Origin of the sequence: Janthinobacterium sp. 61 (genome assembly GCF_002846335.1) — a bacterium.
GTDB lineage: Bacteria > Pseudomonadota > Gammaproteobacteria > Burkholderiales > Burkholderiaceae_D > Janthinobacterium.
Genome location: NZ_PJMQ01000001.1, coordinates 536144 through 556099, shown reverse-complemented (window position 1 = coordinate 556099; position 19956 = coordinate 536144). Strand labels below are relative to the sequence as shown.

The window sequence follows — 19956 nt, the reverse complement described above, 5'->3', positions numbered from 1 at the left end:
AGCATGGCCTTTCCTTTGCAGTGACAGCAGAGCAATCCACTGTAGCCTGAACGCCGGGGCAAGGCTAATATCAAATCAGGCAGTCACCGATCTCGAAAAGGCATACGATTGATTTCCATCAGACAGTTCCGCTATTTTGTCGAAATCGTCGATGCGGGCAGCTACTCGCGTGCGGCGGAAAAGCTGTATATCGCGCAGTCGGCCCTGAGCCGGCAGATCAAGGAGCTGGAAGGCGAGGTGCAAGCGCTGCTGCTGACGCGCGACGCGCGCCACATCGAACTGACGCCGGCGGGCCAGGTATTTTATGAACGCGCCAAACGCATCCTCGAAGACATCGACGAAACCGTGCGCCAGACCCGCCATGTAGGGCAAGGCGCGCAAGGCATCATCCGCCTGCTGCATTCAAGTTCCGTCACCCTCACGCCCGCCATCGGCGCCGTGCTGAACCGCCTGCTGGCGCAGTTTCCAGGCGTTTCGCTGGATATATCAAAGGGATCGTCGGAAAACCAGGCAGCCGATATCGAGGAAGGCCGCGCCGACCTGGGCCTGGTGCGCCTGCCCACCTTGCGCAAGCACGCCAATATCGTCGTACACGAACTGTTTGCGGAAAAACTGGTGGTGGCCGTGTCGTCGGCCTCGCCGCTGGCCGCGCTGGAGCGCACGACGATTGCCGCCCTGCGCGACGAAGCGTTCGTCTCGATCCCGCACAAGGACCGCGGTGGCCTGAGCTACCTGGTGGCGGGCCTTTGCCTGGCGCAGGGCTTCTTTCCGAAGGCGGCGCGCGCCCTGTCGCGCAAGACCTCGCAGCTGAACCTGATCGAGGCCAACATGGGCATCGCCATCGTCCCCGACAGCATGCGCCTGGTGGCGCCGCCCGGCGTGTGTTTTATAGCGCTGCCGGACGAAGAATCACATTCCATCGTGGGCCTGATCTCGCCACGCGCCGCCAGCGGCATGGTGGCCGCGTTTACAGAAGCGTTCGTGCGCGAGATGAACGCCTTGGCAACGGCCGTTTAACCTTCCGCGTACAGTGCCGCATCCACATCGCGCACGGCCCCCATCAGCAAGGCCAGCTTCATCACATCGAGCTTGCCGTCGGTGCGCACGCGCGAGCAAAGGTCGATGCCGTAGGGGCGTACCTGGCGCAGCGCGTCGGCCACGTTGGTGTCGTCCAGCCCACCGGCCAGGAAGACAGGGCGGGGGCTGGCCCGCACGAAGCGCGCGCTGACGGACCAGTCGTGCGGGCGGCCCGTACCGCCCAATTCCGGCACGGCAGCGCCAGGGCGGCCCGAGTCGAGCAGGAAGGCATGCACATGGGGCGCGTAGGCGGGAATCAGCGCCAAAGCCTCCGGCCCTTCCACGTGGATCACCTGCACGCGCCGCACGTGCGGCAGCAGGCGCGCCAGCTGCGCCGCTTCGCCTGGGTCGATATGCCCGACGATCTGCACGGTGGACGGCTGCGTGGCGCGCACATGTTCCACAATGCGCTGCGCCGTCGTTTCGGACGTCAGCAAGAACGTGGCGACGGGCGGCGGAGTCCAGGCGGCGATCTGCGCGATGCGCGCGTCGGGAATCGGGCCGGGGCCGGACGGCATGGCGGCCACCAGGCCCAGCGCATCGGCGCCGGCGGCAATCGCCAGTTGCGCTTCGTCGATGGAAGCGATGCAGCAAATCTTGATACGGGTTCTCATGGCCTTGCGCGCTCAATCGGGATGATCAACATTACAACACAGGGTAGCGCGCACGCCAAGACACGCGGTCAAGGCCGCGCACGATTGTGTGCCAGAATGGGGGCCACCCACTTCCCGAGTAATCCATGGCCGACTACAAGAACCCCAGCTACGTGGCCCGCTCCATGCACCCACGCTTCGATGAACTGACCTCGCCCGGCGAAGCCGTGCCGTATTCGGGCATCTATCGCTGCGATGGCTGCGCGCATGAAATTGTGTCCACGGAAGGCCACGTCATGCCGCCGCAAAACCATCACCAGCACAGCAGCGAGCAAGGTGCCATCCGCTGGCGCCTGATCGTCAGCCCGCGCTGATTGACACGCGCCAGGTGGCGGACGATACTTGATTCATCCGGGATCGCCATTGGAATACCAGCATGCGCATCGTCGATTTTGAAGTCCGCAAGGAGTGCCCGCCGCAGCTGTGCGACTGCGAGCGCGAGCGGCTGCTGCACGATCCGCAGACAGACGTTGCCATCCTGCGACTGAACCTGACGGAAGAAAAGCGCCTGCTAGCCCACATCGAAGGCATCGCCACGCATGCGCAGCTGCAGAAGCTGCAGCTGCTGCTGAAGAAGAACCTGGGCGTGGAACTGCAGATCGCGCCGGGCGGCGGCGAAGTGCGCACCGTGCGCGGCTTCCAGATACGCCTGGTGGAGCAACCCGGCCTGTGCCGCAAGACGCGCGCCGCCATTCCGGCCGCCGTGCGGCGCTGCCTGGCCGCGCATCCCGAGATCGCGTTTGCAATCCTGAATGAAAACGATTTGCTGGGTGGGGTGTGAGCCGAGTAGGTCGGATTAGCGGAGCGTCATCCGACACCATTGTTGGCCTCGCAATGTCGGATTACGCGGTTCCCGCTAATCCGACCTACGCCGCTACGCCGCTGACCCCGGTTCTACGCTACGTGTATCTCGATCATTTTCTTGCCCTTTGCTGCGCGTGCGCGCAACTGCCCGCAGCCGCCCTCCACATCCTGCCCGGCCGAATCGCGCAATTTGGTCAGCACCCCCCGCTCGTGCAGGGCGGCGGCAATGGCGCGCGCCTTTTCCCAGCTGGGGCGCTTGAACGGCAAGTCATCGATGGTGTTGTACGGGATCATGTTAAGCACGGCGTACTTGCCCTTCAGGAGCGCCACGATGCCGTCCATCTCGTCATCGCCATCGTTCACGCCTTCCATCAGGGTCCATTGATATTGCACCGGGTAGCTGGTGAGGCGCGCATACGATTCGCCGAAGTCCACCAGTTCGCGCGGCGACAACTTTGGCGCGCGCGGCAGCAGCTGTTCGCGCAGATCCGGCTTGGTCGTATGCAGGGACAGGGCCAGCGCCGGCTTGACGCGCCCTTGCGGCAGGCGCTCGAAGGCGCGCGGGTCGCCCACCGTGGAAAACACCAGGTTCTTGTGGCCGATATTGCCCTCGGTGCCCAGCAGTTCGATCGCTTCCATCACATTGTTCAGGTTATGCGCCGGTTCACCCATGCCCATGAAGACGACTTTTTTCACGGGGCGCAGGGTGCGCGCCAGTACCACCTGTGCCACGATCTCGCCGCTGGTCACCTGGCGGATCAAGCCGTCGCGGCCCGTCATGCAGAACTGGCAGCCGACAGCGCAACCGACCTGGCTCGATACGCACAGGCCGTCGCGCGGCAGCAGCACGCTTTCCACCGTCTGGCCGTCGTGCAGCCCCACCAGCAGGCGCGCGGACCCGTCGGCGCCCGGATGGGTGCTGAGCAACTTCAGCATGCCCTGTAATTCGAGGTCGAGCGCAGGCAAAGCCTCGCGCACGGGCAGCGGCAAAAAGTCTTCGGCGCGGCGCCGGCCCTGGTCGTGCGGCTGACCCTGTATCCAGTCGCGCAGCACGCGCTGTTCGTGCAGGGGCTTGGCGCCCAGCGCGCGCAGGCGCTGGCGGAGATGATCGATTTGCATGGATTCTGAATAAAAAAACGGCGCGCAGGAATGAAGCCAGCGCGCCGTGTTACGGGTAAAAGCGTTACACCTTCTTGACGAATTCCGTCTTCAGGCTCATGGAACCGAAGCCGTCGATCTTGCAGTCGATATCGTGGTCGCTGTCGACCAGGCGGATGTTCTTGACCTTGGTGCCCATCTTGACGACACCGCCGCCACCCTTCAATTTCAAGTCCTTGATGACGCTGACCGTGTCGCCATCCTGCAGGATGTTGCCGGCCGAATCGCGGTACACCCTGGCGCCCTCTTCCGCCGCTTCGCCTGCCGTGGCCGACCATTCATGCGCGCATTCAGGGCAGATCAACTGGCTGCCGTCTTCATACGTGAATTCGGATTTGCATTGCGGGCATGGTGGTAATGTGCTCATTTTCTTCTCTGTCTGGTGAACAGCGTGTGCTGTAAAAGCCGACAGTATAGTGCCTACGCCCCGTATCAGCGCGCTTTTTTCGCCATCATTGTCAAGCTCGACGAATAATCTCGATGGTGCTGTGGACAATTTCCTCGTGGATGCCGATGCGCGCGCGCAGCTTGGCACCTGTCAGCGAGGGATCGCGGCTGACGACGGACAAGGCGCACGAGTACAGCTGCCTGCCGACTCTCCAGACGTGCAGGTCGACGATGCGCGGCGTGTCGCCGGCGTTTTCCACTTCTACCGCCTCGCGGATTTCCTCCACCACGGGGTGATCCATCTCGCGGTCCAGCAGGACCTTGCCCGTCTCGTGCATCAGCTTTTTCGCCCACAGGGCCACCAGTATGGCACCGACGATGCCCATCACGGGATCGAGCCAGCGCCAGCCGTAAGCCCACGCGCCGCCCAGCGCAAGGATGGCCAGCACGGAGGTGGCGGCGTCGGCCAGCACGTGGATGTACGCGGCCTTCATGTTCAGGTCTTCGCCATGGCCATGGTGGTCGTGATGACCGTGGTGATCATGATGATCGTGGCCGTGACCATGGTGATGCTCGTGGTCGTGGTGCCCGCCGAGGATCAGCGCGCACACCAGATTCACCAGCAGGCCGAAGGCCGCCACCGCCATCGCCTGCGGATAGTGGATGGGCTGCGGCGAGAACAGGCGCTCGACGGAAGCGGCCACCATCAGCACGGCCACGCCCAGCAGCAGGATGGCGCTGGTGTAGCCGGCCAGCACTTCGATCTTCCACGTGCCGAAAGCAAAGCGGGGATCGCGCGCATAGCGGCGCGCGGCCGCATACGCAAAGGCGGCCAGGCCGATGGCCAGCGCGTGCGAACTCATATGCCAGCCATCGGCCAGCAGGGCCATGGAGTTGTACCACCAGCCGGCGACGATTTCCAGCACCATGGTGGCCAGGGTGATCCACATGACGATGCGCGCGCGGCGTTCCGCCTTGTCGCTGGCCCCGCCAAAGACGTGTTCGTGCTGCCAGGCGGAGAGGTCTTCCTCGATATGTTGCAGTTTCATGCTGGTCTCTCCGATGATTATTTGAGGTAGGTGCGCAGGATGCCCGCGATGTCGTCGGCGCCCCTGGCACGCTCGTCGCTGGCCAGATCGGGGCTGGCCACGTGCTCGCGCAAGTGCTCTTCGATGACTTCGGCCATCAGGCCATTCACGGCGCCACGCACGGCGGCGATCAGCTGCAGCACTTCGCCGCAGTCGCGGCCCTCTTCCAGGCCCCGCTCCAGGCCTTCCACTTGGCCGCGGATGCGCTTCACGCGATTGAGCAACTTGGTCTTGTTGTGCGCTGTGTGTCCCATGATTCCACCTCGATAAATACTATAGGGGGGTATACTATCAAAGAGAGCCGGGCAGCGGCAAGGGGTAAAAAAAAGCCGCGCATCCTCGCGGATGAACGGCTGAATCTGGACGCGAGGCGCCTTACGGCGCAGGCGCGGCGATTTTCTGCAGCTTGCTGGCCAGCGAGGCATCGGACAGTTCGCCCAGGTGGGTATCGACCAGGCGCCCCTGCGCGTCATAAAACAGGGTGGTGGGCAAGGCCGAGGAACCGGCCGCCTTGCCCAGTGCCGCCTCGCTGTCGAGCACCACATTGCGCAGGGTCACGCCGCTACTGTCCAGGAAAGCGCTGGCGGCCGCCGCCTCTTCGCGCTGGTTGGCATACACGAAGACGATATCGGCGCGCGCCTGCTGCGCGGCTGCCAGAACGGGCATTTCGCGCCGGCATGGCGGGCACCAGCTGGCCCACCGATTGACGACCATGGGCTTGCCGCCGGCGAACGCCGCCAGAGTCGTTGGCGCGCCGGCTAGCGTATGCAGGGCCACGGCCGGCAAGGCTGTCGGCTTGTCATAGGCCAGCCCCACGCCCGCGCTCAACACACCCCAGGCCAGCGCGCCGGACGCCACGCTGATGGCCAGGGGCCGCCGCATGGCCGCCATGGCGGGACGCCGGCAGCGCCACGCGGCGATGGCCAGCGCGGCAGCGATGCCGGCCGGCGCCATGAAGCCGCCGTCGCGGATATTCAGGATGGACCAGGGCGCAGCCAGATACTGTTCATGCCAGCGCAAGACAAACGCCAGCCGCGCCGCCAGCAGGCCGGCGATCAGCAAGTCGGAAACAAGGGGGCCGGCGTCCGGCAACTGGCGGTACCGCCGCAGCCACCACGCGACGCCGTAAGCGACGCACAGGGAAACGAACAGCAGGACCAGGCCCGTAGGAAGGGCCAGGGGGCCGATTTGCAGGGACAGCATGGGCACTCTCTATCACGTCGAATGGATGGCCATTGTGACCCATGCGGATTAAGCCGGCGTTAAGCGGCACGAAAGTCAGGTGACCAGCGCCTCCTTGCGCACAAAATGCATGGCTTGCGGCTGGTCCACCAGCACGCACTGCTTGCCCGTGCGCCGGCAGTGGTCATGCACGCGCCAATAGGCATCGTGGCTGACGCAGCCCGTCTGGCAAATCACCAGGTCGGCCGCCACCAGGCCCGCTTCCAGCGCCGCCGCATCGTCGGCACCAGCGTCGCCGCCAGCGTGGTGCAGGAAGCGTCCACCAGCCTGCTCGACGGCCTGCTGCGCCATGTGCGCACCGTGCGCAACCTGGCCCGCATCCTGGGTCAAATAGCTGCCCACATACAGCACGGCTTTCTCACGTACGTCGGCCTGCAAGCCTGGCACGGGCAGCCACTGCAAGCGCAGCAACTCGCGCATCAATTCCTGCACGCGCTCACCGAGCCACTCGACCCGGCGGGCCAGCCGCGCACGCGTAGGCAAGCCCGGCACGCTGGCCGCCAGTTCAGCCAGCTCGTCGCGTGCCAGCGCCAGCTGCGTATCACGGATCACGACTTGCGCCCGCGCGCGCATCAATTCCGAATCCAGCTGCGCGATACGGGCAGCCTGCGCGGCCAGCTGCGCACTGCAGCGCGCCTGCGCGCGGCCATATTCACCCATCAGTACGCGATGCTCATGCGCGATCACGTCCTCCTTGCCATACACACTGCCCATCTTGCCCTCCTTCACCGAGCGTGGCGCCGGGGCGCCAACCCATCAATACCTCATGGATCTGCATTATAAATGAGAATCATTACTATTTGTGCGCATGCGGGATATGCGAACGCCGTCGCATCATGCGGCGGAAAGGACAGCTAGCGCTGCCAGACATCGTCCTGCAGCGAAACGCCCATGCGTTCCTGCAATTCGACCGCGCAGGCCGGCGCACAGGACGACGATCGCAGTGCGATACCGTGCATTCATGTTGCTTCCATATGAGTAAGCGGCACGCAGGCAAGAGCATTGCGACATTGACAGGCGCGGCACTGTACCGCCTACGGCGCCGTCGCATGGCCCGTACGCAAGGGGCGACTGCCAATACATCACGCGCCGGCAAGGCAAGTGCCTGGCCATCGATTCAGGGCCAGGATACTCGCCTGGAAAGCGATGCCGTCGATCACATCGACAATATCGACGATTTTGCGCGAGCTGGCATTGATGGCGCCCATCGTATCGACCACGCGCCCGACCTCCTGCCCGCCCTGCACGGCAAATTCGGACGCCGATACCAGTAACTGATTGGCCTGCGCCTGCATGCCCGACGACAGATCGAAATTGCCGGCCGCGATTTCGCGCTAAGCGACGGTGATGCTTCACCAGAACGAAGTTTCTGCGCAGCTTTTGTAGATTATGCAACCGTCAAAGGGATGGGGGCGATGAGGAGGATAGAATGGATACGTGCGGCTGGGCCGGCGTATGTGCTGTGGACAGCGGCGTATGTGCTGGCCGCCAGTGCCTGAAGTGAGGGGACGGCGTTGGCCGCTGTGCGGCCACCGGCCGCGCACAGCGCGGCAGAATGGCAATTCGGAGAGGGCTGGGCCAGTACGGCCCAGCCCTTCGAATCCCGCCGTTCCGTCCAGACAAACAAAAAAGCCTCCCGCAGGGGAGGCTTTTTTGTTTGATTCTGGCGGAGACGGTGGGATTCGAACCCACGATACAGGTATAAGCCGTATGCATCCTTAGCAGGGATGTGCCTTCGGCCACTCGGCCACGTCTCCTAGCTGATTACTCAACTATGTCTCTGTAGCTAACTGCGCTGCAGCGACGAACGTCATAATATCGATTGCCCCCCCTTTGGTCAAGGGCGTGGGGCAATATTTTTAGATATTTAAGCTTTTTCCAGCTCGAACGCTTTATGCAGCGCGCGCACGGCCAGTTCCATGTACTTTTCATCGATCAGCACGGAGATCTTGATTTCTGAAGTGGAGATCATCATGATGTTGATGCCCTCTTCCGACAGGGTACGGAACATTTGCGATGCCACGCCAACGTGGCTGCGCATGCCCACGCCGACGACGGACAATTTCGACACTTTGGCGTCGCCCGTGATGCTGGCCGCGCCCAGCGATTCGCGGTTCGCTTCCAGCACGGCCAGCGCGCGCGTGTATTCGCCGCGCGAGACGGTGAAGGTGAAGTCCGTTTTACCGTCGACCGACTGATTCTGTATGATCATGTCGACTTCGATATTCGCGTCCGCCACCGGCCCCAGGATGTGGTAGGCCACGCCTGGGCGGTCGGGCACGCCGAGCACGGTGATTTTGGCTTCATCGCGGTTGAAGGCGATGCCGGAGATGACTGCTTGTTCCATGTTTGTATCTTCCTCAAACGAAATCAGGGTGCCTGAATTGGCTTCTATTTCCAGCGGCAACATCGGGTCGGTCAGCGACGACAGCACGCGCGTGGGAACGCGGTAGTTACCGGCAAATTCCACCGAACGCGTTTGCAGCACTTTGGAGCCCAGCGAAGCCAGTTCCAGCATTTCTTCAAAGGTGATGGTCTTCAGGCGGCGCGCCTCGGAGACCACGCGCGGATCGGTCGTGTAGACGCCGTCGACGTCCGTGAAGATCAGGCATTCGGCCGCCTTCATGGCGGCGGCAATCGCCACGGCCGACGTATCGGAACCGCCGCGGCCCAAAGTCGCGATGTTGTCGTGTTCGTCAACGCCCTGGAAACCGGTAATGATGACAATCTTGCCCGCATCGAGGTCGCGTTTGACTTTTTCGTCATCGATCGACTGGATGCGTGCCTTGGTAAAGGCGGAATCGGTCTTGATCGCGACTTGCCAGCCAGCATAGGATACGGCTTGTTTGCCGATCGCCAGCAGTGCCATCGACAGTAGGCCGACGGACACTTGTTCGCCTGTCGAGGCGATCATGTCAAGTTCACGGGGATCGGGTTGATCCATGATTTCCTTGGCCAGTCCAATCAGGCGGTTGGTTTCGCCCGACATGGCCGATGGCACCACCACGATTTGATGCCCAGCGTCGTGCCACTTGGCAACGCGCTTGGCGACATTCTTGATACGGTCAGTCGAGCCCATCGACGTACCGCCATATTTGTGGACGATTAAAGCCATAAGAGTGAAGTTTCCGCTCAAGAAGAATAAAAAAGGAGGGCTTTACTCTACATGCCGCAATGCAAAATAACAAGCTAAAAAGCGCATTAGCTCATACCGATTGCGCATATGGAAATAACCAATCCATGCAGTCCGGCGCGCATGGGCAGCCACTTGCCGGCCACCCCGAGAGTGGCCGTAGGGGCTGCGCTTACGCTCAGCAGGAGACCCAGCGCAAGGCGACGCGGGGACGATCCAGCAGGCTCATGCAATGACAATCGAGGCCAATACCGGCCGCATACAGCAATTGTTGCGCCGCACAGACAAGTGGCAGGCGTTCGCGCTCCCAGGCGGGCACGTCAAACGCCTGGTAGTGGTATTTCAAGCTCTTGGTGGGACGGTTCAGGGCCAGTTTCAGGCGCTCGCCACCCTGGCGGAAATCGATCGTCAAGGTTTGAGATTGCAACCAGGCAATATCGATACCTTGCCCGCCCTCTTCCACCGCATCGAAATGCAGCACGCCGCCATACGCGGGGAAGGCCATGCTGGCTTCGCCGCGCCACGCAAATTGCTGGCCAGCCTTTTCCAGGCCGGGAATGCCAGCGTCACTCTTGTCGCGCATGCCAGCCAGGTCATCGAGCTTGGGCGTCAGGTACAACCGGTCGCGGTGGCGCCGCACATGGCATTCGGGATGCGTCACCAGTAGTTGCGCATCGGGCCGCGCTTCCAGCAATTGCGCCAGCATTTCCGCCAGCCACGCCGTCGACGGCATGCGCAAGCCGCGCGTGCTGAACCAGTGACGCAGCAAGTTGTAGCAGCGGTCCGTGCTTAACTCACGCAATTTCGCCAGTTCGATGCAATCGCCGTCGAGGCAAGCGGCCAGATCCTGCGTCGCCAGTTCCGTCAGCAGGCGCTGCGCCGATTGCGCATGCTGGGCGCTGCGGGCGAAACGCTCCTGGAAACCGGGAAACGCCTGCGCCAGCACGGGCATCACCTGGTGCCGCAAGGCATTGCGGGCAAAGTGAGGATCGTCGTTCGATTCATCGTGGATATGCGCTATCGCATGCTTCGCCACGTACGCTTCGAGCTGCTTGCGCGACACGGGCAACAAGGGACGCGCCATCACCAGGTCCGGGTTGCCCAGCAGCTCGGGCGCGCTGTTGGCACCATCCATGCCGGACAAGCCCGCCGTGCCGGAGCCGCGCAGCAATTGCAGCAGCACCGTCTCGGCCTGGTCATCCTGGTGGTGGGCCGTCAGCAGCAGGCGCACGCCGTGCGTGGCGCACAGCTCGCCCAAGGCGGCATAACGGCGCTTGCGGGCGGCTTCTTCCGTGCCCGTCTTCGCCTTCTTTTCCAGGACCACCTTGCGCGCTTCGAAGGCGATGCCCATGGCGGCGCACAACTGCTCGCAATGCGCCAGCCAGGCATCCGCATTCGGGCTCAGGCCGTGGTGCACGTGAAACGCGTGCAGGGCCACGCCGTGTTCTTGCGCCCAGGCATGTGCCAGATGCAGCAGGGCCGAGGAATCGAGGCCGCCGCTGAGGGCGATACCCACCCTGCTGCAGGATGGCGGCGCACAGGCGTCCAGCGCGCTGGCAAAGATATCGGCGACGGTGGCGGTTTGTTGCTTTTTCAATGTGGACTCCGGGAATGCAAAGAGGGACAGGCGGCTAAACGGATGGTGTCGTTTAGCGGACTGTCCCTGGAAATACTTATTCATTGCAGGCGAAAATCAGGGGTCGGACCCGACGGGACTCGGCGTCCCCGTCTAACCCCAGCATTTTGCTGCGTAGCCAATAACGCTTACTCGCTCGGCGTGGTTTCCTTGAACTTGCCGTAGCTCAGCAGTTTTTCATGGCGTGCGGCCAGCAGATCCTTGGTTTTCATGCCATGGAACTGGCGCAGGGTGTCGGCCAAGGCGCGCTTGAGCAAGGTGGCCATCTGTTTCGGATCGCGGTGGGCGCCGCCCAGCGGCTCATTGATGATCTTGTCGATCAGGCCCATGGCTTTCAGGCGGTGGGCAGTCAGACCCAGCGCCTCGGCCGCGTCGGAGGCGCGCTCGGCGCTCTTCCACAGGATGGAGGCGCAGCCTTCCGGCGAAATCACGGCATAGGTCGAGTATTGCAGCATCAGCACGGCATCGCCCACGGCAATGGCCAGTGCACCGCCGGAACCGCCTTCACCGATGATGGTGGCGATCAGCGGCACTTTCAATTCAGCCATCACGTACAGGTTGTGGCCGATGGCTTCCGACTGGCCACGTTCTTCCGCATCGATACCGGGGAAGGCGCCTGGCGTGTCGACGAAGGTGAAGATGGGCAAGTTGAACTTTTCAGCCACTTTCATCAGGCGCATGGCCTTGCGGTAGCCTTCCGGTTTCGGCATGCCGAAATTGCGCATGGCGCGCTCTTTCGTGTCGCGGCCCTTCTGATGGCCGATGACCATGCAGGGCTGGCCGTTGAAGCGGGCCAGGCCGCCCACGACGGACAGATCGTCGGCGTAGCTGCGGTCGCCATGCAATTCGTGGAAATCGGTAAAGATTTCATTCACGTAATCCATGGTGTAGGGCCGCTGCGGGTGGCGCGCGATCTGCGCCACTTGCCAAGGCGTCAGCTTGGCGTAGATATCCTTGGTCAGTTGCTGGCTCTTCTTGGCCAGGCGGTCGATCTCTTCCGAGATGTCGACGGCCGAATCGTCTTGCACGAAGCGCAATTCTTCAATCTTGGAATCGAGTTCCGCGATCGGCTGTTCAAAATTGAGGAAAGTCGTTTTAGTCATTGTACCTCCAGGTTTTACCGGCCACGGCGCCAGGGCGCGCGGCGTCATCTATGTTTATTTTACCGTACCGGCTGCTGCGCCGGGGGCTGCATCGGGTGAGGCAGGGGCAGCTGCAGGGTCGAGACTGCGCCACAAATACCACGTCGCCACGGTGCGCCACGGTTCCCAATTGGCGGAAACTTCGCGCGCATCGCTGCGAGAAACGGGTTCGCCGGAAAAATAATTGACGCTGATACCCTGGATCAAACCGGGGTCGTCGAGCGGCAAGACATTCGGCCGTAGCAGATTAAATATCAGAAACATCTCGGCTGTCCAGCGGCCGATGCCGCGGATTTGCACCAGTTCGGCGATGACGGCTTCGTCATCCATCTGGTCCCATTGGCTGGCGTGCACACGCTTGGCCTTGAAATGGTCGGCCAGGTCGAGGATGTACTCGGTCTTGCGTTTGGACAAGCCGCAGGCGGACAGTTGCTCGGCGCCCGCCTTCAATACTTGTGAAGGCGTGCATTTCGGGCAAGCCAGCAGCAGCTTTTTCCAGGCAGCATCCGCCGCCTTGGGCGTGATCTGCTGACCCACCAGCGAACGGGCCAGGGTGGTAAACGGGTCGCTGTGGCCGACCAGGTGCAGGTCGCCAAATTGCGGGATGAGCTTTTTCATGATGCGGTCGCGCTTCATCAGCTCGATCTTCGCCTCTTCCCAGTAGGCCGGCACCTGGATCACTGCTGCCGTGGCCGTCATGCTGGTGGCTTCCCCGTTTTCCCTGGACGTTGGCATCATGCCCGGCGCCAGTTCGTCGAGCCGTCAGGCTTGTCTTCGAGAATAATGCCTGCCGCCAACAGTTCAGCCCGGATCTTGTCGGACTGAGCAAAGTCGCGCGCCTTTTTCGCCGCGCTGCGCGCCGCGATGGCCGCTTCGATGCCAGCCGCCTCATCCTGGCCGCCGGCGGCAGCGCCAACGGTTGCCTGCAGGAATTGCTGCGGCGTGCGTTCGAGCAAGCCGAATACGCCCGCCAGGCCCTTCAATTGACGCGCCAGGGCCGGCGACTTGCTCTTGTTGACTTCCGTCGCCAGGTCGAACAGGGCGGCTACAGCCAGCGGTGTGTTGAAATCGTCATCCATGGCTTCGGCCACGCGGGCGGCATGCGCTTCGCTCCAGTCGATGGCGCCCTCTTCCACCACCACGTCGGCCAGCGCCGTGTACAAGCGCGTGAGCGACAGGCGAGCATCATCGAGGTGCACGTCCGAATAATTGAGGGGGCTGCGGTAGTGCGCGCGCAGGATAAAGAAGCGGATCACTTCGGCATCGAACTTTTGCAGCACTTCGCGGATGGTAAAGAAATTGCCCAAGGACTTGGACATTTTTTCATTGTCCAGGCGCACGAAGCCGTTATGGATCCAGTAATTCACGCTGGTGTGGCCGAACGCGCCTTCGGATTGGGCGATCTCGTTTTCGTGGTGCGGAAATTGCAAGTCCGCGCCACCGCCGTGGATGTCGAACTGTTCGCCGAGCAAGGCGCATGACATGGCCGAGCACTCGATATGCCAGCCCGGGCGGCCCTTGCCCCACTTCGTATCCCATTTGACTTCGTCCGGCTCGGACTCTTTCGACGACTTCCACAGCACGAAGTCGAGCGGATCGCGCTTGCCCGTGTTCACGTCGACGCGCTCGCCCGCACGCAGGTCGTCGAGCGACTTGCCCGATAGCTTGCCGTAGCTGGGGAAGTTGCGCACGGCGTAATTGACGTCGCCATCGGCGCCCTGGTAAGCCAGGCCCTTCGCTTCCAGCTGCTCGATCAGGCGCACCATCTGCGGCACGTATTCAGTAGCGCGCGGCGTATGGTCGGGCGTCAAAATGCCCAGCGCGGCCGTGTCTTCATCCATGTACTGGGTGAAACGCGATGTCAGCTGGGAAATGGTCTCGCCGTTTTCCACTGCGCGGCGGATGATCTTGTCGTCGATGTCCGTAATATTGCGCACATAGGTGACGTCGAAACCGGACGCTTTCAGCCAACGATAGATGACGTCGAACGCCATCATCATGCGCGCATGGCCGATATGGCAATAATCGTAGATGGTCATGCCGCAAACGTACATGCGTACCTTGCCCGCTTCCATCGGGACGAATACCTGCTTCTCGCGAGCCAGGGTGTTGTAAATCTTTAGATTGCTCATCGTACTTTGCAAGTGGAGCGGCCGCCAGCCTGGCAAAACGACAGACAGGCGCGGACACCGGGGGTGCCGCGCCACTGAACTGCCGTGTGCGCCAAGACTGGTCGAGCCGCTATAGTGTTGTTCTTGTTTGTTAGAATTAGGGCGTTAGCGGTCAAGTATAACATTGATAAAAACCATACTGGCCCGATATGAATCAGGTTTTTACGATGTTCAACCGAATTTTCAGTTCTTTACAATTAAAGCAAGTTTAGAGAAAAATAACGATCAAGGACAACTTCATGCAAGAAATCAAATCGAAACGCCTGTCTTTCCTGGCCCGCTTTTGCACCCTGTTTGCCGGTCTCACCCTGGGCAGCGCCGTCGTGGCAGCCGCGCCAGCCAGCCCTGCGGCTACCCTCGATCCCACGCCGCACGTGGCCCTGAAAACCAGCCTGGGCGAGATCGTGCTGGAACTGGACCAGGAAAAAGCGCCCCAAAGCGTGGCCAATTTCTTGCGGTATGTCAAAAGCGGTTACTACAAGGGTACCGTGTTTCACCGCGTGATCGATGGCTTCATGATACAAGGCGGCGGCTTCGACAAGAACATGAAGCAGAAAGCGACAAAAGCGCCGATCAAGAATGAAGCGCAAAACGGCTTGCAGAACGTGACCTACAGCATCGCCATGGCGCGCACGGGCGACCCGCATTCGGCCACGTCGCAGTTCTTCATCAACGTGAACAATAACGGCGCGCTCGACTACCCTGGCCGCGACGGCTTCGGCTACACGGTGTTCGGCAAAGTCGTCAGCGGCATGGACGTGGTCGACAAGATCAAGGCCGTGCCCGTTGCCGACAAGGGACCGCACCAGAACGTGCCGGTCACTCCCGTGGTGATCGAATCGGCGACTTTACTCAAATCAGCGCCCGCAAAACTGTAAAATAGCGTTTTTGCGGCCCTGAACCACGGGGGCCGTCGAATCATTCTTCATCTAATTTATTAAGGATCATCATGACCTCCGTCATCATCACCACCAATCTGGGCAAGATCACCGCTGAACTGGACGCCGAAAAAGCGCCGAAAACGGTTGCCAACTTCCTGGCCTACATGAAAGCCGGTCACTACGACAACACGATTTTCCACCGCGTCATCGACGGCTTCATGATTCAGGGCGGCGGTTTCGAGCCAGGCATGAAACAAAAGCCTGCCGATACCACCGTGGAAAACGAAGCCAAGAACGGCTTGAAAAACGATACCTACACCCTGGCCATGGCCCGCACGTCGGACCCGCACTCGGCATCGGCACAGTTCTTTATCAACATCAAGAACAACAGCTTCCTCGACTACCCAGGCCAGGACGGCTGGGGCTACGCCGTGTTCGGTAAAGTTACCGATGGCAAAGAAGTCGTCGACGCCATCCGCGCCGTGAAAACCTCGCGCGCCGGCATGTTCGCCGACGTGCCAGTGACCGATGTCATCATCGAAAAAGTCGAAGCCGCTTAATCAGGCTCTGGCATCATGAATAACAGGCATTGCAGCGTTTGCACCACTCCATGCACTTCACTTTTTGGGAGCGTTGAACGATGACAATGCCTGCCGCACTCTTTATTTCCGACCTGCATCTGCAGAGCTCGCACCCGCGCACCAGCGCGGCGTTTCTTTCTTTCCTGGAACACCATGCGCAATATGCGCAAGCGCTGTATCTATTAGGCGACCTGTTCGAATACTGGGCCGGCGACGATGACCTGGAAGACCCGTTCAACGCACGCATGACGGCTGCCATCCGCGCGGTCAGCGATGCTGGCGTGCACGTCTACTGGATCGCCGGCAACCGCGATTTTCTCGTCGGCTCCGGCTTTGCCGCCGCCGCCGGCGCCACCCTGCTCAGCGAACCGCACGTGGCGGCGATTGCCGACCAGCGCATCGTCTTGCTGCATGGCGACGCCGAATGCACGAACGATGTCAAATACATGGAGTTTCGCGCCATGGTGCGCCAGCACGCCTGGCAAAGACAGTTCCTGTCCATGCCGCTGGCGCAGCGCAAGGCCATCATAGCCGGTTTGCGCAAAAGCAGCCGCGAGCACAATGGCGAAAAAGCCATGGACATCATGGATGTCACACCCGACGCGGTGGCGCAAGTATTTGCCGAACATGCCAGTGCCGTGATGATCCACGGCCATACGCACCGCCCTGCCGTGCATAAAGTCGGCCAGACTTTGCGCTATGTCCTGCCCGACTGGGAATGCGACGTGACGCCGCCGGAACAGCCGCGCGGCGGCTGGATCGCCATCGATGCGCGCGGCAACATCACGCGCCACGATCTCAGCGGCAACATCATCGACTAGCCCTGCGCCGACCGCCCCACGGGCGTTTGTCTGACAGCTGCGCCCGCCAAGCTTTGCTGTAATGGTGGCATGACCACACCCTTTTCCACGCCCTTGATCGGCACGGCCGGCTGGAGCATTTCCAGCGCCGCCGCCAGCCACTTCCCCCTTGATGGCAGTCATCTGCAGCGCTACGCCCAGGTGCTGGACTGCGTCGAAATCAATAGTTCCTTTTACCGCCCGCACCAGCCCGCCACTTACGCGCGCTGGGCCGCCAGCGTGCCTGAGCATTTCCGCTTCAGCGTGAAATTGCCGCGCAGCATCACGCACGAACGGCGTTTGCGCGATAGCGCGGCCGAGCTGGATCGCTTTGCGGGGGAAGCCTTGCAACTGGGAACAAAACTGGGCTGCGTGCTGGTGCAGTTGCCGCCCAGCCTGCATTTCGAGGCAGACGTGCCCGCCGTATTTTTCCATGCGCTGCGCCAGCGCTTCGGCGGCATGCTCGCGTGCGAAGCGCGCCACGCCAGCTGGTTCGATGCGCAGGCCACCGAATTACTGATACAGCAGAGCATCACGCGCGTGCGCGCCGATCCGCCAGCCGGCCAGGCCGCCCCGCATGTGCCGACCACGGACCTGGCCTACCTCCGTCTGCACGGCAGCCCGAAAATCTACTGCTCGGACTACACCGCCGAGTATCTGGCTAGTCTGGCCATCTCCTTGCGCACGCAGGCACAGGCCGGTAGCTGGTGCGTCTTCGACAACACGGCAGCAGATGCCGCCCTGTTCAATGCGCTGGACCTGCGGCGGCGGCTTGCCTGAAAGAATGCTTGCATTCCCGATTCTTAGTGTTATAGTTAACTACAACACCGAATCAACAAAACACAAAGGAGTCACTATGCCCTCAGCACTACTCTCGCGCCGCGTCGCCCCGTCTCTATCGGAGCGCATCCCATGAGCGCGGAATGGAATGACAATAGCCCCATCTACCGCCAGCTCAAGGCCAGGGTGGTGGGCATGATGCTCGATGGCGTGCTGCAGTCCGGCGACGCCCTGCCTTCGGTGCGCCAGGTGGCGGCCGACTATCAATTGAATCCCATCACGGTCTCGCGCGCCTATCAGGAACTGGTCGACGATGCCCTGGTGGAAAAACGCAGAGGACTCGGTATGTATGTCTTGGAAGGCGCCCGCGACAAATTGCTGGCCAGTGAACGCGAACGCTTCATGCGCGAAGAATGGCCGGCGATGCTGGAACGCATCACGCAACTGGGCCTGGACCTCGATCAACTGCTGCAAGCGAGCCGCGACAGTGGCGCACACGGAGAGAGCGCATGAATGCATTGAACAACGATAGCGTCATCAGCGCTCGGGGCCTGCGCAAGCAGTATGGCAAACAGGTGGCCATCGATGGCATCAGCTTTGATATCGCGCCGGGGCGCATCGTCGGCTTGATCGGGCCTAACGGTTCCGGCAAGACCACCACCCTGAAAGCCATCCTCGGCCTGACGGGCTTCGACGGTGAGCTGTCAGTGCTGGGGCGCGATCCTCGCGTGCAGCGCGACGCGCTGATGGACGATGTGTGTTTCATCGCCGACGTGGCCATCCTGCCGGGCTGGCTGCGCGTGGCCGACGCCATCGATTTCGTTGCCGGCGTGCATCCACGTTTTGATCGCAGCAAGGCCGAACGCTACCTGGCCCACACCAAGCTGGCACCGAAGATGAAGGTCAAGGCCATGTCGAAGGGCATGGTGGTGCAGCTGCACCTGGCGCTGGTGATGGCCATCGACGCCAAACTGCTGGTGCTCGACGAGCCCACCCTGGGCCTCGACATCCTGTACCGCAAGCAGTTTTACCAGAACCTGCTGGAAGACTATTTCGACGAAAACAAGACCATCGTCATCACCACGCACCAGATCGAGGAAGTGGAACACATCCTCAGCGACCTGATGTTCATTCGCGACGGCAAGATTGTGCTGGCTTCGACCATGGAAGAGGTGGGCGAGCGCTACATCGAGGTGATGGTGGGCCCGCAACACCTCAATCCAGCGCGCGCCCTGCAGCCGATCAGCGAACGCAGCGTGTTTGGCAAGTCGGTGATGCTGTTCGACGGCGTCGCCCGCACCCAGCTGGCTGCCCTGGGCGAAGTACGCACGCCCAGCCTGGCTGACCTGTTTGTCGCGACCATGAAAGGATCGTACCAATGAGCATTTCCCCTGCAAACAAGATGCAATGGCTGCTCCGGCGTGAATTGTGGGAACACAAGGGCATGCTGGTGTGGACGCCGGCCCTGATCGGCATCGTCATGACGGTGCTGGGCGCCCTGATGGCGGCCGCGACCGTTGCAAAGAGCAAAATGCACGCGGCGCTCATCGTCAATGGCGAAGAAATTTCCTGGAGCACCGTCTTCAATACCCGCACCTTCGGCCCGCGCCGCACGGAAATCATCGATGCCGTCGCCAACAACTATACATATGCGGCCGCGCCGCTGTTCCTGGCGCTGGGCTTCCTGGTATTTTTCTATTGCCTGAGCGCCCTGCATGACGACCGCCGCGACCGCAGCGTGCTGTTCTGGAAATCGCTGCCCGTCTCGGATGCGCAAACGGTGCTGTCGAAAGCGGCCATCGCCCTGCTGGTCGCGCCGCTCATCGTGGCGGCCGCCGCCAGCCTGACTTCGCTGGCCCTGATCCTGATCCTGAGCGGCGTGCTGGCGGCCAACGGCATCCACGTGTTTGCCGAGTTGCTTGGCTCTCCCGGGCTATACCTGGGACCGCTGCGCGTGTTCGGCTTGCTGCCCGTGTATTGCCTGTGGGCCTTGCCGACGGTGGGCTGGCTGCTGATGGTATCGAGCTGGGCCAAGTCGAAAGTCTTCCTGTGGGCAGTCGGCGTGCCCTTGCTGCTGCTCATCCTGACGGTCTGGGCCGGCAAGCTGACGCAGACGGAAAACGACGTCAACTGGATACAGATGAATGTCATCGGACGCGCGCTGCTGGGCACTCTCCCCGGCAGCTGGTATCTGTTCGAACCGGAACTGCTGCCGCGCATGCACGCCCTGGCAGAGGGGGGATCGCACATGACACGCATCGATGTGTTCAGCAATTCCTGGTCCAGCCTGGCCATGCCAGCCGTCTGGCTGGGCGCAGCGGCAGGCGCGGCGCTGATATACGCTGCCATCCGGTTGCGCCGCTGGCGCGAAGAAGACTGACAAG

The 19956-nt window shown here is 61.8% G+C and carries 22 protein-coding genes, 1 tRNA gene and 1 pseudogene; 10 read left to right on the top strand and 14 right to left on the bottom strand.

The window, feature by feature from the left end:
• Nucleotides 1–108: 108 nt before the first annotated feature.
• Nucleotides 109–1017, top strand: coding sequence for a LysR family transcriptional regulator (locus tag CLU92_RS02575; RefSeq protein ID WP_101480590.1), 909 nt, complete (start codon nt 109–111; stop codon nt 1015–1017).
• Here CLU92_RS02575 and CLU92_RS02570 read toward each other — a convergent pair.
• Nucleotides 1014–1691, bottom strand: a complete 678-nt coding sequence (locus tag CLU92_RS02570) for a phosphoribosylanthranilate isomerase (RefSeq protein WP_101480589.1) — start codon at nt 1689–1691, stop codon at nt 1014–1016. The two genes, CLU92_RS02575 and CLU92_RS02570, sit on opposite strands and share 4 nt — an antisense overlap.
• Before the next feature lie 125 nt (nt 1692–1816).
• Here CLU92_RS02570 and CLU92_RS02565 point away from each other — a divergent pair, with 125 nt between their 5' ends.
• Together CLU92_RS02565 and CLU92_RS02560 are read left to right on the top strand one after the other, a co-directional pair.
• Nucleotides 1817–2044, top strand: a complete 228-nt coding sequence (locus CLU92_RS02565; protein WP_070218305.1) for a hypothetical protein — start codon at nt 1817–1819, stop codon at nt 2042–2044.
• A 62-nt stretch (nt 2045–2106) separates the two neighbouring features.
• Nucleotides 2107–2511: a hypothetical protein gene (locus CLU92_RS02560; protein WP_101480588.1), complete on the top strand. Its 405-nt coding sequence runs from the start codon at nt 2107–2109 to the stop codon at nt 2509–2511.
• Nucleotides 2512–2624: 113 nt separating this feature from the next.
• Here CLU92_RS02560 and CLU92_RS02555 read toward each other — a convergent pair whose 3' ends face one another.
• The 13 genes and pseudogenes from CLU92_RS02555 to cysS all read right to left on the bottom strand — a co-directional run bounded on the left by CLU92_RS02555 (nt 2625) and on the right by cysS (nt 14452).
• Nucleotides 2625–3653, bottom strand: a complete 1029-nt coding sequence (locus CLU92_RS02555) for an RNA methyltransferase (RefSeq protein ID WP_101480587.1) — start codon at nt 3651–3653, stop codon at nt 2625–2627.
• 64 nt (nt 3654–3717) lie between these two features.
• Entirely contained in the window at nt 3718–4059 is a 342-nt protein-coding gene (locus tag CLU92_RS02550; protein WP_071078124.1) for a zinc ribbon domain-containing protein YjdM, read from the bottom strand.
• 91 nt (nt 4060–4150) lie between these two features.
• The gene (dmeF, locus tag CLU92_RS02545; protein ID WP_101480586.1) at nt 4151–5128 is read right to left on the bottom strand and encodes a CDF family Co(II)/Ni(II) efflux transporter DmeF; all 978 of its coding nucleotides are present in this window, start codon (nt 5126–5128) and stop codon (nt 4151–4153) included.
• Between the two features lie 17 nt (nt 5129–5145).
• Nucleotides 5146–5421: a metal/formaldehyde-sensitive transcriptional repressor gene (locus tag CLU92_RS02540; protein ID WP_101480585.1), complete on the bottom strand. Its 276-nt coding sequence runs from the start codon at nt 5419–5421 to the stop codon at nt 5146–5148.
• Between the two features lie 121 nt (nt 5422–5542).
• Complete coding sequence (locus tag CLU92_RS02535; RefSeq protein ID WP_101480584.1) at nt 5543–6370, bottom strand: TlpA disulfide reductase family protein; 828 nt, start codon at nt 6368–6370, stop codon at nt 5543–5545.
• 75 nt (nt 6371–6445) lie between these two features.
• Nucleotides 6446–6982 (bottom strand): DUF2325 domain-containing protein, encoded by a 537-nt coding sequence (locus CLU92_RS02530; protein WP_243858329.1) that lies wholly within the window; start codon nt 6980–6982, stop codon nt 6446–6448.
• 542 nt (nt 6983–7524) lie between these two features.
• Nucleotides 7525–7743, bottom strand: a pseudogene (locus CLU92_RS02525) (methyl-accepting chemotaxis protein); the annotation flags it as partial.
• A 330-nt stretch (nt 7744–8073) separates the two neighbouring features.
• Nucleotides 8074–8166, bottom strand: a tRNA-Ser gene (locus CLU92_RS02520).
• 110 nt (nt 8167–8276) lie between these two features.
• A complete protein-coding gene (locus CLU92_RS02515) occupies nt 8277–9524 on the bottom strand; it encodes an aspartate kinase (RefSeq protein WP_035817435.1) in 1248 nt (415 codons plus the stop codon).
• Nucleotides 9525–9720: 196 nt separating this feature from the next.
• Entirely contained in the window at nt 9721–11139 is a 1419-nt protein-coding gene (tilS, locus tag CLU92_RS02510; protein WP_101480582.1) for a tRNA lysidine(34) synthetase TilS, read from the bottom strand.
• Nucleotides 11140–11306: 167 nt separating this feature from the next.
• Nucleotides 11307–12281 carry an acetyl-CoA carboxylase carboxyltransferase subunit alpha gene (locus CLU92_RS02505; RefSeq protein ID WP_034756951.1) on the bottom strand — a complete coding sequence of 325 codons (975 nt, stop codon included), beginning with the start codon at nt 12279–12281 and terminating at the stop codon, nt 11307–11309.
• Nucleotides 12282–12335: 54 nt separating this feature from the next.
• Nucleotides 12336–13019 carry a DNA-3-methyladenine glycosylase gene (locus tag CLU92_RS02500; protein WP_101484455.1) on the bottom strand — a complete coding sequence of 228 codons (684 nt, stop codon included), beginning with the start codon at nt 13017–13019 and terminating at the stop codon, nt 12336–12338.
• 35 nt (nt 13020–13054) lie between these two features.
• Nucleotides 13055–14452 (bottom strand): cysteine--tRNA ligase, encoded by a 1398-nt coding sequence (gene cysS, locus CLU92_RS02495; RefSeq protein ID WP_101480581.1) that lies wholly within the window; start codon nt 14450–14452, stop codon nt 13055–13057.
• Nucleotides 14453–14730: 278 nt separating this feature from the next.
• On the opposite strand from cysS, the gene CLU92_RS02490 reads away from it, so the two are divergent.
• The 7 genes from CLU92_RS02490 (at nt 14731) to CLU92_RS02460 (ending at nt 19952) form a co-directional block, all read left to right on the top strand.
• Nucleotides 14731–15369 (top strand): peptidylprolyl isomerase, encoded by a 639-nt coding sequence (locus tag CLU92_RS02490; RefSeq protein WP_101480580.1) that lies wholly within the window; start codon nt 14731–14733, stop codon nt 15367–15369.
• A gap of 71 nt (nt 15370–15440) precedes the next feature.
• Nucleotides 15441–15932 carry a peptidylprolyl isomerase gene (locus CLU92_RS02485; protein ID WP_071326571.1) on the top strand — a complete coding sequence of 164 codons (492 nt, stop codon included), beginning with the start codon at nt 15441–15443 and terminating at the stop codon, nt 15930–15932.
• 86 nt (nt 15933–16018) lie between these two features.
• The gene (locus CLU92_RS02480) at nt 16019–16774 is read left to right on the top strand and encodes a UDP-2,3-diacylglucosamine diphosphatase (protein WP_101480579.1); all 756 of its coding nucleotides are present in this window, start codon (nt 16019–16021) and stop codon (nt 16772–16774) included.
• A 69-nt stretch (nt 16775–16843) separates the two neighbouring features.
• Nucleotides 16844–17572 carry a DUF72 domain-containing protein gene (locus CLU92_RS02475; RefSeq protein WP_101480578.1) on the top strand — a complete coding sequence of 243 codons (729 nt, stop codon included), beginning with the start codon at nt 16844–16846 and terminating at the stop codon, nt 17570–17572.
• Between the two features lie 132 nt (nt 17573–17704).
• Nucleotides 17705–18085: a GntR family transcriptional regulator gene (locus CLU92_RS02470; protein ID WP_101480577.1), complete on the top strand. Its 381-nt coding sequence runs from the start codon at nt 17705–17707 to the stop codon at nt 18083–18085.
• A complete protein-coding gene (locus tag CLU92_RS02465) occupies nt 18082–18954 on the top strand; it encodes an ABC transporter ATP-binding protein (protein WP_101480576.1) in 873 nt (290 codons plus the stop codon). Before CLU92_RS02470 ends, CLU92_RS02465 begins: the two co-directional genes overlap by 4 nt.
• Nucleotides 18951–19952, top strand: coding sequence for a hypothetical protein (locus CLU92_RS02460; RefSeq protein ID WP_101480575.1), 1002 nt, complete (start codon nt 18951–18953; stop codon nt 19950–19952). The genes CLU92_RS02465 and CLU92_RS02460 overlap by 4 nt, the downstream gene beginning before the upstream one ends.
• Nucleotides 19953–19956: the final 4 nt, after the last annotated feature.